The organism is Streptomyces viridochromogenes (assembly GCF_001270495.1).
GTDB lineage: Bacteria > Actinomycetota > Actinomycetes > Streptomycetales > Streptomycetaceae > Streptomyces > Streptomyces viridochromogenes_A.
The window spans coordinates 75,732-90,715 of sequence record NZ_LGUR01000118.1 but is presented as its reverse complement, the minus strand read 5'-3'; the positions used below and the strand labels follow the sequence as shown (position 1 = coordinate 90,715).

Annotated in this window: 13 protein-coding genes; 12 read left to right on the top strand and 1 reads right to left on the bottom strand. The window is 69.7% G+C overall.

The window, feature by feature from the left end:
* The first annotated feature begins 6 nt into the window (after window positions 1-6).
* The 8 genes from murG (at window position 7) to ADK36_RS14590 (ending at window position 7,206) form a co-directional block, all read left to right on the top strand.
* The gene (gene murG / locus ADK36_RS14625; protein ID WP_048583439.1) at window positions 7-1,098 is read left to right on the top strand and encodes an undecaprenyldiphospho-muramoylpentapeptide beta-N-acetylglucosaminyltransferase; all 1,092 of its coding nucleotides are present in this window, start codon (window positions 7-9) and stop codon (window positions 1,096-1,098) included.
* A gap of 25 nt (window positions 1,099-1,123) precedes the next feature.
* Window positions 1,124-1,921 carry a cell division protein FtsQ/DivIB gene (locus tag ADK36_RS14620; RefSeq protein WP_053197827.1) on the top strand — a complete coding sequence of 266 codons (798 nt, stop codon included), beginning with the start codon at window positions 1,124-1,126 and terminating at the stop codon, window positions 1,919-1,921.
* Window positions 1,922-2,205: 284 nt separating this feature from the next.
* Window positions 2,206-3,420: a cell division protein FtsZ gene (gene ftsZ, locus ADK36_RS14615; RefSeq protein ID WP_048583437.1), complete on the top strand. Its 1,215-nt coding sequence runs from the start codon at window positions 2,206-2,208 to the stop codon at window positions 3,418-3,420.
* A gap of 10 nt (window positions 3,421-3,430) precedes the next feature.
* Window positions 3,431-4,159, top strand: a complete 729-nt coding sequence (gene pgeF, locus ADK36_RS14610) for a peptidoglycan editing factor PgeF (RefSeq protein WP_053215126.1) — start codon at window positions 3,431-3,433, stop codon at window positions 4,157-4,159.
* Window positions 4,160-4,165: 6 nt separating this feature from the next.
* Complete coding sequence (locus ADK36_RS14605; protein ID WP_048583497.1) at window positions 4,166-4,885, top strand: YggS family pyridoxal phosphate-dependent enzyme; 720 nt, start codon at window positions 4,166-4,168, stop codon at window positions 4,883-4,885.
* A 122-nt stretch (window positions 4,886-5,007) separates the two neighbouring features.
* Window positions 5,008-5,649, top strand: a complete 642-nt coding sequence (locus tag ADK36_RS14600; RefSeq protein WP_030049252.1) for a cell division protein SepF — start codon at window positions 5,008-5,010, stop codon at window positions 5,647-5,649.
* 59 nt (window positions 5,650-5,708) lie between these two features.
* Window positions 5,709-5,996: a YggT family protein gene (locus tag ADK36_RS14595; RefSeq protein WP_004001943.1), complete on the top strand. Its 288-nt coding sequence runs from the start codon at window positions 5,709-5,711 to the stop codon at window positions 5,994-5,996.
* Between the two features lie 55 nt (window positions 5,997-6,051).
* Window positions 6,052-7,206, top strand: coding sequence for a DivIVA domain-containing protein (locus tag ADK36_RS14590; RefSeq protein WP_048583435.1), 1,155 nt, complete (start codon window positions 6,052-6,054; stop codon window positions 7,204-7,206).
* A gap of 210 nt (window positions 7,207-7,416) precedes the next feature.
* On the opposite strand, the gene ileS is transcribed toward ADK36_RS14590, so the two are convergent.
* Window positions 7,417-10,560 carry an isoleucine--tRNA ligase gene (gene ileS, locus ADK36_RS14585; protein ID WP_053197822.1) on the bottom strand — a complete coding sequence of 1,048 codons (3,144 nt, stop codon included), beginning with the start codon at window positions 10,558-10,560 and terminating at the stop codon, window positions 7,417-7,419.
* A gap of 602 nt (window positions 10,561-11,162) precedes the next feature.
* On the opposite strand from ileS, the gene ADK36_RS51215 reads away from it, so the two are divergent.
* From ADK36_RS51215 to ADK36_RS14560, 4 genes are all read left to right on the top strand, one after another.
* Window positions 11,163-12,749 carry a TraR/DksA C4-type zinc finger protein gene (locus ADK36_RS51215; RefSeq protein ID WP_159391149.1) on the top strand — a complete coding sequence of 529 codons (1,587 nt, stop codon included), beginning with the start codon at window positions 11,163-11,165 and terminating at the stop codon, window positions 12,747-12,749.
* Window positions 12,750-12,819: 70 nt separating this feature from the next.
* The gene (lspA, locus tag ADK36_RS14570) at window positions 12,820-13,416 is read left to right on the top strand and encodes a signal peptidase II (RefSeq protein WP_048583433.1); all 597 of its coding nucleotides are present in this window, start codon (window positions 12,820-12,822) and stop codon (window positions 13,414-13,416) included.
* Window positions 13,417-13,503: 87 nt separating this feature from the next.
* Window positions 13,504-14,448 carry an RluA family pseudouridine synthase gene (locus tag ADK36_RS14565; protein ID WP_048583432.1) on the top strand — a complete coding sequence of 315 codons (945 nt, stop codon included), beginning with the start codon at window positions 13,504-13,506 and terminating at the stop codon, window positions 14,446-14,448.
* An 80-nt stretch (window positions 14,449-14,528) separates the two neighbouring features.
* A complete protein-coding gene (locus ADK36_RS14560; RefSeq protein WP_048583495.1) occupies window positions 14,529-14,945 on the top strand; it encodes a GNAT family N-acetyltransferase in 417 nt (138 codons plus the stop codon).
* The last annotated feature ends 39 nt before the right edge of the window (window positions 14,946-14,984 follow it).

Here is a 14,984-nt window from a genome sequence, read left to right as displayed (position 1 = left end):
ATTTCGGTGCATGTCGTACTCGCCGGTGGGGGGACCGCCGGCCACATCGAGCCCGCGCTCGCCCTCGCGGACGCCCTGCGCAGGCAGGACCCGACCGTGGGGATCACGGCCCTGGGCACGGAGCGCGGCCTGGAGACCAAGCTCGTTCCACAGCGGGGCTATGAGCTCGCGCTGATCCCCGCCGTTCCGCTGCCCCGCAAGCCCACGCCCGAGCTGATCACCGTCCCGGGCCGGCTGCGCGGCACGATCAAGGCGACCGAGCAGATCCTGGAGCGCACGAAGGCGGACTGCGTCGTCGGCTTCGGCGGCTATGTCGCCCTGCCCGGCTACCTCGCCGCCAAGCGCCTCGGTGTGCCGATCGTCATCCACGAGGCCAACGCCCGCCCGGGTCTCGCCAACAAGATCGGTTCGCGGTACGCCGCCCAGGTCGCCGTCTCCACCCCGGACAGCAAGCTCCGCAACTCGCGCTACATCGGGATCCCGCTGCGCCGGACCATCGCCACCCTCGACCGGGCCGCCGTCCGCCCCGAGGCCCGCGCCGCGTTCGGCCTCGACCCGAACCTGCCCACGCTGCTGGTCTCCGGTGGCTCACAGGGCGCCCGCCGCCTCAACGAGGTCGTCCAGCAGGTCGCGCCCTGGCTCCAGCAGGCCGGGATCCAGATCCTGCACGCGGTCGGCCCGAAGAACGAACTGCCGCAGGTGCACCAGATGCCGGGAATGCCCCCGTACATCCCGGTACCGTACGTGGACCGGATGGACCTCGCGTACGCCGCGGCCGACATGATGCTCTGCCGTGCGGGCGCGATGACCGTCGCCGAACTCTCCGCCGTCGGACTCCCGGCCGCCTACGTCCCGCTGCCCATCGGCAACGGGGAGCAGCGGCTCAACGCCCAGCCGGTGGTCAAGGCCGGCGGCGGACTGCTGGTCGACGACGCGGAACTCACGCCCGAGTGGGTGCAGCAGAACGTCCTGCCCGTGCTCGCCGACCCGCACCGGCTGTACGAGATGTCCCGCGCCGCAAGCGAGTTCGGCCGCCGGGACGCCGACGACCTGCTCGTCGGCATGGTGTACGAGGCGATCGCCTCGCATCGCCGCTAGGAACGTATGACGGAGGGCAGGGAGCGTGGCCGGACCGACCACCGCCGAGCGCGGTGAACGCCAGCAGGAGTCGTCCGACCCGCCCCTCGCCCGGCGATTGAGGCCGACCCCGAGGCTTCGTACGATCATCATCCTTCTCATCGTGCTCGTCCTCCTCGGCGCGGGCTCCGGCTGGCTGCTGTACGGCTCCAAGTGGCTGCGCGTCGAGCGCGTATCCGTCTCGGGGACCCGGGTCCTGACGCCCGCACAGGTCTTGGAGGCGGCCGACGTCCCGGTGGGCGCGCCGCTGATTTCCGTCGACACCGATGCGATTGAGGCACGACTGAGCCAGGAATTGCCCCGAATTGACGTGGTTGACGTGGTTCGCTCCTGGCCGCATGGAATCAGCCTTAAAGTGGCGGAGCGTACTCCGGTTCTGATTGTCCAAAAGGACGGAAAGTTCGTCGAAGTGGACAAGGAAGGCGTCCGTTTCGCCACGGTTTCTCAGGCTCCGAAAGGCGTTCCCGCGCTGGAATTGACGGTGACTCAGTCGAGCTCCGCCGCCGCGAGCCTGCGCCGCTTCGGGGAGAGCCGTCTGGTCCGGGAAGCGGTGCGCGTCGCACGCGCCCTCCCGGCCGCCGTCGCGCGCGATACCCAGGTCGTCAAGGTCCGTTCCTACGACGACATCTCACTGGCTTTGGCAGGTGGGCGGACCGTGGCATGGGGGAGTGGCGAGAAGGGGGCCGCGAAGGCCCGCACACTCACCGCTCTCATGAAAGCCTCGCCGGATGCGCGGTACTTCGACGTCAGCGTTCCCACCGCGCCTGCGTCATCAGGGAGTTGACGCACATCCGCGCAGGCCAGCACCCTGGTTGGGCAGCGACATGGCTGATCACATAGGGTGAAAAGAAAAACGGGAGGTTCGGCGTGTTCGTTGAACGTGCGCCACTTGTCGACTTAGTGTCCTGTTCAGAAGACTTCAAGGAACAGACACACTGGTAACCCTAAACTTCAGGGTTAGGGTTCGGGTCGGCGCTACGGACCGTCCCATTCGGCATCAGTCGCGGTTCACGAAGCACAGCCTCTCGTGATCCGACGACCCGTAACTCGAGGCGAGAGGCCTTCGACGTGGCAGCACCGCAGAACTACCTCGCAGTCATCAAAGTCATCGGTGTCGGCGGCGGTGGTGTCAATGCCATCAACCGGATGATCGAGGTCGGTCTCAAGGGCGTCGAGTTCATCGCCATCAACACCGACGCGCAAGCTCTGTTGATGAGCGACGCCGACGTCAAGCTCGACGTCGGCCGTGAACTCACCCGCGGACTCGGCGCCGGAGCCAACCCGGCCGTCGGCCGCAAGGCCGCCGAGGACCACCGCGAGGAGATCGAAGAGGTCCTCAAGGGGGCCGACATGGTCTTCGTGACAGCCGGTGAAGGCGGCGGCACCGGGACCGGCGGCGCGCCCGTCGTGGCCAATATCGCCCGCTCCCTGGGTGCCCTCACCATCGGTGTGGTCACGCGCCCGTTCACCTTCGAGGGACGGCGCCGCGCCAACCAGGCCGAGGACGGCATCGCCGAACTCCGCGAAGAGGTCGACACCCTCATCGTCATTCCGAACGACCGGCTGCTGTCCATCTCGGACCGCCAGGTCTCGGTACTCGACGCCTTCAAGTCGGCCGACCAGGTCCTGCTCTCCGGTGTCCAGGGCATCACCGACCTCATCACCACCCCGGGTCTGATCAACCTCGACTTCGCCGACGTCAAGTCGGTCATGTCCGAGGCCGGTTCGGCCCTCATGGGCATCGGCTCGGCCCGCGGCGACGACCGCGCGGTGGCCGCGGCCGAGATGGCGATCTCCTCGCCGCTCCTGGAGGCGTCCATCGACGGCGCCCGGGGCGTGCTGCTCTCCATCTCCGGCGGCTCCGACCTCGGCCTGTTCGAGATCAACGAGGCCGCCCAGCTGGTCAGCGAGGCCGCCCACCCCGAGGCCAACATCATCTTCGGTGCGGTCATCGACGACGCCCTCGGCGACGAGGTCCGGGTCACCGTGATCGCGGCCGGCTTCGACGGAGGTCAGCCGCCGGCCCGCCGGGACAACGTCCTCGGCTCGACCTCGTCGTCCTCCTCCTCGTCCCCGGCCCGCCGCGAGGAGCCCACTCCGGTACGGCAGACCGAGAGCCGCCCGTCCTTCGGCTCGCTCGGCAGCGTCACGCCGAAGGAAGAGCCCGAGCCCACGTCGCCGGAGCCGGTGAACGACATCCCGGTCGCCCCGCCGGTCCCGCCGTCCCGGACCTACGCCGACAGTGCGGCGGAGGAGCTGGACGTCCCGGACTTCCTTAAGTGATCCTTCTGACGTGATAGGACAGCGCGACACCGTGAGCGGCGCGCACTTCGCCTTCACCGACCGGTGGGGCGGGGTGAGCGCCGCTCCGTATGAGGAGCTCAACCTCGGCGGAGCGGTCGGCGACGACCCCGAAGCCGTACTGACCAACCGCGAGCTCGCCGCCAAGTCGCTCGGACTCGCACCGGGCGAGGTCGTCTGGATGAACCAGGTGCACGGGGCGGACGTCGTTGAGGTCGACGGGCCATGGCGGGACCGTCCGGTGCCCGACGTCGACGCGATCGTCACGGCACAGCGGGGTCTCGCCCTCGCCGTCCTCACCGCCGACTGCGTGCCGGTCCTGCTGGCCGACCCGGTCGCCGGGATCGTCGGGGCCGCCCACGCGGGGCGGCCGGGCATGATCGCCGGGGTCGTCCCGGCCGTGCTACGCGCGATGACGGACCTGGGTGCCGAGCCGTCGCGGATCGTCGCCCGCACCGGCCCCGCCGTCTGCGGCCGGTGCTACGAGGTGCCGGAGGCGATGCGCGCCGAGGTGGCCGCCGTGGAGCCGACGGCGCACACCGAGACGAGTTGGGGGACTCCCGCCGTGGACGTGGCCGCCGGCGTGCACGCCCAGCTCGGGCGCCTCGGGGTGCGCGACCGGGCGCAGTCGCCGGTCTGCACGCTGGAGTCGGGCGACCACTTCTCGTACCGCCGAGACCGCACCACGGGTCGGCTCGCGGGCTATGTATGGCTGGACTGAATGGACATGACGGACCGTAAGGACGAACTCGCCGCGAACCTGGCGAAGGTGGAGGAGCGCATCGCCGCGGCGTGCGCGGCCGCCGGGCGTGCACGCGAGGAGGTGACCTTGATCGTGGTCACCAAGACGTACCCCGCGAGCGATGTGCGGATGCTGTCGGAACTCGGCGTGCGCCACGTCGCCGAGAACCGCGATCAGGACGCGGCACCGAAGGCCGCCGAATGCTCGGATCTGCCCCTTGCGTGGCATTTTGTCGGCCAGCTGCAGACCAACAAGGTGCGATCTGTGGTCGGTTACGCGGATCTCGTGCAGTCCGTCGATCGTTCCAAGCTGGTGACGGCCCTGTCGAAGGAGGCCGTACGGCAGGAGCGCGAGGTCGGCTGCCTCCTCCAGGTGGCGCTGGACGCGGGGGAGAGCGCGCGGGGTGAGAGGGGTGGTGTGGCGCCGGGCGGGATCGAAGAGTTGGCCGACCTCGTGGCGAAGGCGCCGGGGCTCCGGCTCGACGGGCTCATGACCGTCGCCCCGCTCAGCGGGGAGTATGAGGGGCGCCAACAGGCGGCGTTCGAGCGGTTGATGGATTTGTCGACCGACCTGCGCCGAGCTCATCCGGCTGCGAACATGGTCTCAGCAGGGATGAGTGCAGACCTCGAAGAGGCCGTGGCGGCCGGTGCGACACATGTGCGCGTCGGCACTGCGGTACTCGGAGTCCGCCCCAGGCTCGGGTAACGTCGCCAGGAAGTCGGACCACAGCAGAAAATATGGTCAATGTCGCCGAAAGGCGGGCGTAACGACCGCGTGGATCGCGGGCACTTGGCAGTCGATCCACCACAGAGCGGAGGACTCAGAGCATGGCCGGCGCGATGCGCAAGATGGCGGTCTACCTCGGCCTCGTGGAGGACGATGGGTACGACGGCCGGGGGTTCGACCCCGACGACGACTTCGAGCCCGAACTGGACCCGGAGCCCGAGCGGGACCACCGACGGCACGAGCCGTCCCACCAGTCGCACAGTGCACATCAGTCCCAAAGGGACGAAGAGGTGCGAATCGTCCAACCGCCCGCGCCGCGTGAACCCGTGGCCCGATCGACTTCGCTACCCGCGGAATCCGGCCGCCCGGCGCGTATCGCGCCCGTGGCGTCCATCACACAAGAACGCGCAAGCCTGGAGAAGAACGCACCGGTGATCATGCCCAAGGTCGTGTCGGAACGAGAGCCGTACCGGATCACCACACTTCACCCGCGGACCTACAACGAGGCCCGTACCATCGGGGAACACTTCCGTGAAGGCACCCCGGTGATCATGAATCTGACTGAGATGGATGACACAGACGCGAAGCGACTTGTCGACTTTGCGGCTGGTTTGGTGTTTGGTCTTCACGGCAGCATCGAGCGGGTGACGCAGAAGGTGTTCCTGTTGTCGCCTGCTAACGTCGATGTCACGGCGGAGGACAAGGCCCGTATCGCAGAGGGCGGGTTCTTCAACCAGAGCTGAGACGCACCACCGGAAACAACCGCACGGAACAGGGAACAGGGGAGAGGGAAGCACCAGTCATGAGCGTGGTCTTGCAGGTTCTCTACATCGCGCTGATGGTCTTCCTCATCGTGCTTATCTTCCGGTTGGTCATGGACTACGTCTTCCAGTTCGCCCGCTCGTGGCAACCCGGCAAGGCGATGGTGGTCGTTCTGGAGGCCACCTACACTGTCACTGATCCACCGCTCAAGCTTCTGCGGCGGGTCATCCCGCCGCTGCGTCTCGGGGGCGTGGCGCTCGACCTGTCCTTCTTCGTACTGATGATCATCGTCTACATCCTGATCACGCTCGTGCGGAGCGCGATGTGAGCGATGTGACAGATACGGTCTTGCCGACTGCCGACGACAACGTTGAGGTGAAGAGATGCCGTTGACCCCCGAGGACGTGCGGAACAAGCAGTTCACGACCGTCCGCCTCCGAGAAGGCTATGACGAGGACGAGGTCGATGCCTTCCTCGATGAGGTCGAAGCCGAACTGACGCGACTACTCCGCGAGAACGAGGACCTGCGCGCCAAGCTGGCCGCGGCCACACGTGCCGCTGCGCAGAACCAGCAGAACATGCGCAAGCCCCCGGAGGGTCCCGGCGGTCCGCAGGACCAGCAGCAGGGCGGCATGCCCCAGCAGGGCGGTATGCCCCAGCAGGGCATGCGCGGTCCCGGCGCTCCGGTACCCGCCGGCATATCGGGCCCGCCGCAGCAGCAGATGGGTGGCCCCATGGGAGGCCCGCCCCAGCTGCCCAGCGGTGCTCCGCAGCTGCCCGCCGGTCCCGGCGGGCAGGGTGGCCCGCAGGGTCCCGGTCCGATGGGCCAGGGTCCGGGGCCGATGGGCCAGCCCCCGATGCAGCAGCAGATGGGTGGCCCGATGGGCGGTCCGATGGGTGGCCCCGGCCCCATGGGCGGCCCGGGTCAGGGAGGCCCCGGTGGCGACAGCGCCGCCCGTGTCCTCTCGCTGGCCCAGCAGACCGCCGACCAGGCGATCGCCGAGGCTCGTTCCGAGGCCAACAAGATCGTCGGCGAGGCGCGTTCGCGTGCCGAGGGTCTTGAGCGTGACGCCCGTGCCAAGGCTGACGCCCTGGAGCGGGACGCGCAGGAGAAGCACCGCGTCGCGATGGGCTCCCTGGAGTCCGCCCGCGCCACGCTGGAGCGCAAGGTCGAGGACCTGCGCGGCTTCGAGCGCGAGTACCGCACGCGGCTGAAGTCCTACCTCGAGTCGCAGCTGCGCCAGCTGGAGACCCAGGCGGACGACTCGCTCGCCCCGCCGCGGACCCCGGCCACGGCGTCCCTCCCGCCGTCCCCGGCGCCCTCCATGGCACCGGCCGGCGCGAGTGCCCCGTCGTACGGCGGCAACCAGACGATGGGCGGCGCCCCGTCTCCGGCTGCTCCGTCCTACGGCGGTCAGCAGCAGATGTCCCCGGCGATGACCCAGCCCATGGCACCGGTCCGGCCGCAGGGTCCGTCCCCGATGGGCCAGGCTCCGTCTCCGATGCGCGGGTTCCTCATCGACGAGGACGACAACTGACGGTTGGTAGTACGCCGTAGGCGTCGGCAGCGTTCAGGGCGGGGCCCCGGATTTCGATCCGGGGCCCCGCCCTTTTGCTACGCGTGTTCAAGGCGTTTGCGGTGTTTGTTCGGGGGATGGGTGCGGTGTCCGACGTACACAACGCCGAAGGCCCGGGACCACCAAGATTCTTTGGTGGTCCCGGGCCTTCGGATGTCCGGCCGGGTCTCGCTACACCTTGCGCAGGCGGAACGTCAGGGTCAGGCCCTCGTCCTCGAACGGGGAGCCGTAGCTGTCGTCCGCCTCGCCCTGGGTGAAGTCCGTCGCGAGGACCTCGTCGGCGATGAGCTCGGCGTGCTCGCCCAGCGCCGCGATCGTCGCCGCGTCCGTCGCCGTCCAGCGCAGGGCGATCCGGTCGGCCACGTCGAGCCCGCTGTTCTTACGGGCCTCCTGGATCAGGCGGATCGCGTCTCGGGCCAGGCCCGCGCGGCGCAGCTCCTCCGTGATCTCCAGGTCCAGGGCGACCGTCGCGCCCGAGTCGGACGCCACCGACCAGCCCTCGCGCGGGGTCTCTGTGATGATCACCTCGTCCGGAGCGAGGCTGACCGTCTCGCCGTCGACCACCACCGACGCCGTGCCCTGGCGCAAGGCCAGCGACAGTTCCGCCGCGTCCGCGTTCGCGACGGCCTTCGCCACGTCCTGGACGCGCTTGCCGAAACGCTTGCCCAGGGCGCGGAAGTTGGCCTTGGCGGTGGTGTCCACCAGGCTGCCACCGACCTCGGACAGGGACGCCAGGGACTCGACGTTCAGTTCCTCCGTGATCTGCGCGTGCAGTTCGGGGTTGAGCGCCTCGAAGCCCGTCGCCGCCACCAGTGCGCGCTTCAGCGGCTGGCGGGTCTTCACGCCCGACTCCGCGCGCGTGGCACGGCCCAGCTCGACCAGCCGGCGGACCAGGACCATCTGCTTGGACAGCTCCGGGTCGATCGCCGACAGGTCCGCCTCCGGCCAGGACGCCAGATGCACCGACTCCGGCGCGTCCGGGGTCACCGGCACGATCAGGTCCTGCCAGACCCGCTCGGTGATGAACGGGGTCAGCGGGGCCATCAGCTTCGTGACCGTCTCGACGACCTCGTGCAGGGTGCGCAGCGCCGCCTTGTCGCCCTGCCAGAAGCGGCGCCGCGAGCGGCGGACGTACCAGTTGGACAGGTCGTCGACGAACGCCGAGAGCAGCTTGCCGGCGCGCTGGGTGTCGTACGCCTCCAGGGACTGGGTCACCTGGTCGGTCAGCGCGTGCAGCTCGGACAGCAGCCAGCGGTCCAGGACCGGGCGGTCGGCCGGGGCCGGGTCGGCCGCGGACGGCGCCCAGTTCGACGTACGGGCGTACAGGGCCTGGAAGGCGACCGTGTTCCAGTACGTGAGGAGGGTCTTGCGCACCACCTCCTGGATCGTGCCGTGGCCCACGCGGCGTGCCGCCCACGGGGAGCCGCCGGCCGCCATGAACCAGCGCACCGCGTCCGCGCCGTGCTGATCCATCAGCGGGATCGGGTCCAGGGTGTTGCCCAGGTGCTTGGACATCTTGCGGCCGTCCTCGGCGAGGATGTGGCCGAGGCACACGACGTTCTCGTACGACGACTTGTCGAAGACCAGCGTGCCGACCGCCATCAGCGTGTAGAACCAGCCGCGGGTCTGGTCGATGGCCTCGCTGATGAACTGCGCCGGGTAGCGGCTCTCGAACAGCTCCTTGTTCTTGTGCGGGTAGCCCCACTGCGCGAACGGCATCGAGCCCGAGTCGTACCAGGCGTCGATGACCTCGGGCACGCGCGTGGCCGTCTTGCCGCAGCCGTCGTGGCGGCAGGCGAAGGTGACGTCGTCGATGTACGGGCGGTGCGGGTCGAGGCCCGACTGGTCGGTGCCGGTCAGCTCGGTGAGCTCCGCGCGGGAGCCGACGACCGTGAGGTGGTCGTCCTCGCACCGCCAGATCGGCAGCGGGGTGCCCCAGTAGCGGTTGCGGGACAGAGCCCAGTCGATGTTGTTGTTCAGCCAGTCGCCGAAGCGGCCATGCTTGACCGTGTCGGGGAACCAGTTGGTGTTCTCGTTCTCCTGGAGGAGGCGGTCCTTCACGGCCGTGGTGCGGATGTACCAGGACGGCTGCGCGTAGTAGAGGAGCGCGGTGTGGCAGCGCCAGCAGTGGGGGTAGCTGTGCTCGTACGGGATGTGCTTGAAGAGCCGCCCGCGCTGCTGGAGGTCCTCGGTGAGCTTTTCGTCCGCCTTCTTGAAGAAGACGCCGCCGACCAGCGGGACGTCCTCCTCGAAGGTGCCGTCCGCGCGGACGGGGTTGACGACGGGGAGGCCGTACGCGCGGCAGACCTTGAGGTCGTCCTCACCGAAGGCGGGGGACTGGTGGACCAGACCCGTACCGTCCTCGGTCGTGACGTACTCGGCGTTGACCACGTAGTGGGCCGGTGCCGGGAACTCGACCAGCTCGAACGGACGTTGATACGTCCAGCGCTCCATCTCGGCGCCGGTGAAGGTCTGGCCGGTGGTCTCCCAGCCCTCGCCGAGGGCCTTGGCGACGAGCGGCTCGGCGACGACGAGCTTCTCCTCGCCGTTCGTCGCGACGACGTAGGCGACGTCGGGGTGCGCGGCCACGGCCGTGTTGGAGACGAGGGTCCAGGGTGTGGTCGTCCACACCAGGAGCGCGGCCTCGCCGGCGAGCGGACCGGAGGTGAGCGGGAAGCGGACGTACACCGAGGGGTCGACGACCGTCTCGTAGCCCTGCGCCAGCTCGTGGTCGGACAGGCCGGTGCCGCAGCGCGGGCACCAGGGGGCGACGCGGTGGTCCTGGACCAGCAGGCCCTTGCTGAAGATCTCCTTGAGCGACCACCAGACGGACTCGATGTACTCGGGCTCCATCGTGACGTAGGCGTCGTTCAGGTCGACCCAGTAGCCCATGCGGTTCGTGAGAGCTTCGAAGGCGTCGGTGTGGCGCAGCACGGACTCGCGGCACCTGGCGTTGAACTCGGCGATGCCGAACGCCTCGATGTCCTTCTTGCCGCTGAAGCCGAGTTCCTTCTCGACGGTCAGCTCGACCGGGAGGCCGTGGCAGTCCCAGCCGGCCTTGCGGGCCACGTGGTAGCCGCGCATGGTGCGGAAGCGGGGGAAGACGTCCTTGAAGACGCGGGCCTCGATGTGGTGGGCGCCGGGCATGCCGTTGGCGGTGGGCGGGCCCTCGTAGAACACCCACTCGGGGCGGCCCTCGGACTGCTCCAGGCTCTTGGCGAAGATCTTCTGGTCGCGCCAGAAGTCGAGCACCGCGTGCTCGAGCGCGGGCAGGTCGACCTGGGCGGGTACCTGGCGGTACGTCGGCGTTGTCATCAGCGAGCTTCCTCCGGCGGACTTGCTGCCTTCCGTCCGGAGGGACGAGAGCCGATTCTTTCCGTACGCCGGTTTCGGCGCGCTCCCGCGGTACCACCCTCCTTGGCCCTCCGACGCGGGGTGTGCGTCGGCGAGCCCCCTCATTGGGGTCGCGAGCCGGTTCTACTCGCCGCTGCGACTTGGCTGCGGCTTTCTTCCGGCGGCTCCGGGGTGATCTTCACGTCGCGCTCGCCCCCGGGCTTCCACCGTCCCCGGGTCGCTCTGGGCTGCGTACGTCGCTACTCGTCCCCATCCACGCTTTTCGCTCCGCCCAGTGTACGGCGCCGCGGGGACAGTGGCCGACCGGTTTTCCGGCGCCCCGGGGCGGCCGTGTCGTACCGGGCGGGGTGACCCGAATGGAGCGGTACGCGTGTTCGGATTCTGGGACGTGCGGCTCGACTGCATACCCGGCGGGGAGCTGGGCACAACGGTTGCAGGTCTGGCGCGCTGCATGCGCGAGGCGGGCGAATCGGGCGGTGTGCCCCGTTGCTGCGGGACTCAAGTCGATTTATCGTCCCAGCACGATTCGCGAGCAAGATCACAATATGTGAAGGGGCCGCGGCATGGTGGCGAAGAAGACCGCCGTACAGCAGTCGGCGTCGAGCAGATCCACCCATGCGGGTGCCTCCGGCGGTGCGGCCAAGGATGTGAGTGGGAAGAAGAGCGCGCGGGCGGGTGCCGCGGGGGCGCGGGACGGCAAGCCGGTCAAGAGCGTGCGGGGGACTGTCGCGGGCGGGGCGGTGTCGGAGGCGGCCTCGGCTGCGACGGGGCGGGGCCGGGGCTCGAAAGCGGGGGAAGAGGCTGCGCCGGAGTACGCCGCTAGGAAGGTGGGCGGTGAGTCGGCGGCGTCCAAGGCGGGCGGTGAGTCCGGGGCTCCCAGGGAGGGCGGTGACTCGGCTGCGTCCAAGGCAGGCGTATCGAAGGCGGCCGTATCGAAGGGCGCCGCCAAGAGTGCCGACATGAAGGTCACGGCGAGTAAGGGTGCCGGCGAGAAGAACCCGGCGAGGAGGGCCGCCGAGGAGAAGACCCCGGCGAGGAAAGGTGCCGGCGAGAAGGCTGCCGGGAAGAAGGCAGGGGCCAAGAAGAGCGCTGGCAGAGGCAAGGCGGCCAAGGCCGCGGCCGCAGGGGAGGCGCCGGCTGGGACGGCGGTGGCCAAGAGGGGCACGGCTGACGCGGCGGCGGGCGGTAAGGGCGTAGCTGAGGAAGGTGCCACGGAGAAGGGCGCTGCCAAGGAAGGCGCTGCTAAGGGAAGCGCTGCTAAGGGAAGCGCTGCCAAGAAGGCGGCCGTGGAGGCGGCCGTCGGGAAGGGCGCCGCCGGTCAGACGGCTTCTCGGAAGAAGGCAGCTAAGAAGAGCGCCTCCGAGACGAGCACAGCCGAGACGAGCGCTGTCGAGAAGCGTGCGGCCAAGGAGAGTGCTGCCAAGACGAGCGCAGCCAAGAAGGGCGTCGCCGTGAAAGGCACGGCCAAGGGGAGCGTCGTCGAGGAGCGTGCGGCCGAGGCGAGCGCTGTCAAAAAGGGTGCGGCCGAGGAGCGTGCGGTCACGTTGGCCGTGGGCGAGGTGGCTGGGAAAGGTGCGGTTGCGGAGCGGGCGGCCGGGAAGAGTGTGGGCGCCAAGAGCAGGGCCAAGAAGGCGGGCGCGGCGCAGGCCGCGGAGCAGACGGGAGCCACGACAGTGGTTGCGAAGAAGACTCCTGGCACGGCCACGGCGGCCAAGACCGCCGTTCCCAAGGCACGCATCGCCGCGGTGGAGCCCGGCGAGCTCGCGGTGCGCCCCGGTGAGGACCCCTGGACCCCGGAGGAGGTCGAGGAGGCGCGCGCCGAACTGCAGGCCGAGGAGGCGCGGCTGCGCGAGGAGATCACCTCGTCCGAGCAGTCCCTCGTCGGCCTGATGCGGGACTCCGGGGACGGCGCCGGCGACGACCAGGCGGACACCGGAGCGAAGAACATCACGCGCGAGCACGAGCTGGCGCTCGCCGCCAACGCGCGCGAGATGCTCACCCAGACCGAGCGCGCCCTGGAGCGGCTCGACGCGGGCACGTACGGCCTGTGCGAGAACTGCGGCAACCCGATCGGCAAGGCGCGGATGCAGGCCTTCCCGCGCGCGACCCTGTGCGTGGAGTGCAAGCAGAAGCAAGAGCGCCGGTACTGACCGGTAGGCGGGTGCTGCTGGACGTGTCGTACTCTCGTCCTCAGTCAGGTACCTAGGTTGAGGGACTCACGTGGCAGAGGCGGAGCGCATCATCGGTACGCCGGATACCCCAGAGGCGGCGGGAGCCGAGCCGGAGCAGGCCGACGAGCGGGCGAAGGACACCGCGTCCGAGCGGCCCCGGGGCCGGCGCCGGATCGCCGTGCTGTTCGGCGTCGCCGCGTTCGCGTACGCCCTCGACCTGGTCAGCAAGATGATCGTGGTCGCCAAGCTGGAGCACCACCCGCCGATCGAGATCATCGGTGACTGGCTGAAGTTCGAGGCGATCCGCAACGCGGGCGCGGCCTTCGGCTTCGGCGAGGCCTTCACCGTGATCTTCACGGTGATCGCGGCGGCCGTGATCGTGGTGATCGCCCGGCTCGCCCGCAAGCTCTACAGCCTGCCCTGGGCGATCGCGCTCGGCCTGCTGCTCGGCGGTGCGCTGGGCAACCTCACCGACCGGATCTTCCGTTCGCCCGGCGTCTTCGAGGGCGCGGTGGTGGACTTCATCGCGCCCAAGCACTTCGCCGTGTTCAACCTGGCCGACTCGGCGATCGTGTGCGGCGGCATCCTGATCGTGCTGCTGTCGTTCAGGGGGCTGGACCCGGACGGGACCGTCCACAAGGACTGAGGCCCGCAGCAGGGCACGCGAGGGTCCGGCAGGGGTTGTCCACAGGCTCGGTACGGGGGTGTCCGACCCGTCCTGCATACTCGTCGGGTGAGCACGATTCCCGAGATCCGTACCCTGCCCGTGCCCGACGGCCTGGAGGGCGAGCGCGTCGACGCCGCCATCTCTCGCATGTTCGGCTTCTCCCGGACCAAGGCGGCCGAGCTCGCCGCCGCGGGGAAGGTCACGGTCGACGGGTCGGTGGTCGGCAAGTCGGAGCGCGTGCACGGCGGCGCCTGGCTGGAGGTGGAGATGCCGCAGGCGCCCGCGCCGGTGCAGGTCGTCGCCGAGCCGGTCGAGGGCATGGAGATCGTGCACGACGACGATGACGTGGTCGTGATCGTGAAGCCGGTCGGGGTCGCCGCGCATCCGTCGCCGGGCTGGAGCGGACCGACGGTCATCGGCGGGCTCGCCGCCGCCGGGTATCGCATCTCGACGTCCGGCGCCGCCGAGCGCCAGGGCATCGTGCACCGGCTCGACGTGGGCACGTCCGGGCTGATGGTCGTCGCCAAGTCCGAGTACGCGTACACGTCGCTCAAGCGCCAGTTCAAGGAGCGCACGGTCGACAAGCGTTACCACACGCTGGTCCAGGGCCACCCCGACCCGACCAGCGGCACCATCGACGCGCCCATCGGCCGCCACCCCAACCACGACTACAAGTGGGCGGTCACGGCCGAGGGCAAGCCGTCGATCACGCACTACGACCTGATCGAGGCGTTCCGCGCGGCCTCCCTGCTCGACGTGAAGCTGGAGACCGGCCGCACCCACCAGATCCGCGTCCACATGGCCGCGCACCGGCACCCCTGCGTCGGCGACCTGACATACGGCGCGGACCCGACGCTCGCGAAGCGGCTGCACCTGACCCGCCAGTGGCTGCACGCCGTGCGGCTCGGCTTCGAGCACCCGGGGGACGGGCAGTGGGCCGAGTTCGAGAGCGACTACCCGGCCGACCTGCAGAAGGCCCTGGAGCAGGTCCGTGAGGAGACGTACGCGTGAGTCTGCCGACGCCGTCGCCGTCGTCGTCGCCGTTCACGTCGTACGCGGTGCGGGTCGCCGAGGACCCCGCCGACCGCGAGATGTGCTTCGCGGTCCGCAAGGAGGTCTTCGTCGGGGAGCAGGGCGTTCCCGAGGACCTGGAGTACGACGCGTACGACACCGTCGCCACGCATGTGCTGGCCGTCCGGGAGGACGGGGTGCCGCTCGGGACCGGGCGGCTGCTGTACGGCGAGGCGGCCGCGGCCAAGGTCGACGGTGATCTCTCGGTGGGCTCGCTCGGTCGGCTCGCCGTGACGCAGGCGGCGCGTGGCCTCGGCGTCGGGGCGGCCCTGGTGCGGGCCATCGAACGGGCGGCCCGCGCGCGTGGGCTCGCGGCCGTGGATCTGCACGCGCAGACGCATGCGCTGGGGTTCTACGAGCGGCTGGGATACGTGGCGTACGGGCCGGAGTTCCCGGACGCGGGGATACCGCACCGGGCGATGCGGCGCGCTCTGTAGCCGAGGGCGCCCATAGAGGCTGGTGAAAAGACCGACGTG

Coding starts and splice junctions, on each gene's coding strand:
- ADK36_RS14605 (WP_048583497.1), top strand. CDS start 4,166: ATGACGGACCGTAAGGACGAACTCGCCGCGAACCTGGCGAAGGTGGAG.
- ADK36_RS14600 (WP_030049252.1), top strand. CDS start 5,008: ATGGCCGGCGCGATGCGCAAGATGGCGGTCTACCTCGGCCTCGTGGAG.
- ADK36_RS14595 (WP_004001943.1), top strand. CDS start 5,709: ATGAGCGTGGTCTTGCAGGTTCTCTACATCGCGCTGATGGTCTTCCTC.
- ADK36_RS14590 (WP_048583435.1), top strand. CDS start 6,052: ATGCCGTTGACCCCCGAGGACGTGCGGAACAAGCAGTTCACGACCGTC.
- ileS (WP_053197822.1), bottom strand. CDS start 10,560: ATGACAACGCCGACGTACCGCCAGGTACCCGCCCAGGTCGACCTGCCC.
- ADK36_RS51215 (WP_159391149.1), top strand. CDS start 11,163: ATGGTGGCGAAGAAGACCGCCGTACAGCAGTCGGCGTCGAGCAGATCC.
- ADK36_RS14560 (WP_048583495.1), top strand. CDS start 14,529: ATGTGCTTCGCGGTCCGCAAGGAGGTCTTCGTCGGGGAGCAGGGCGTT.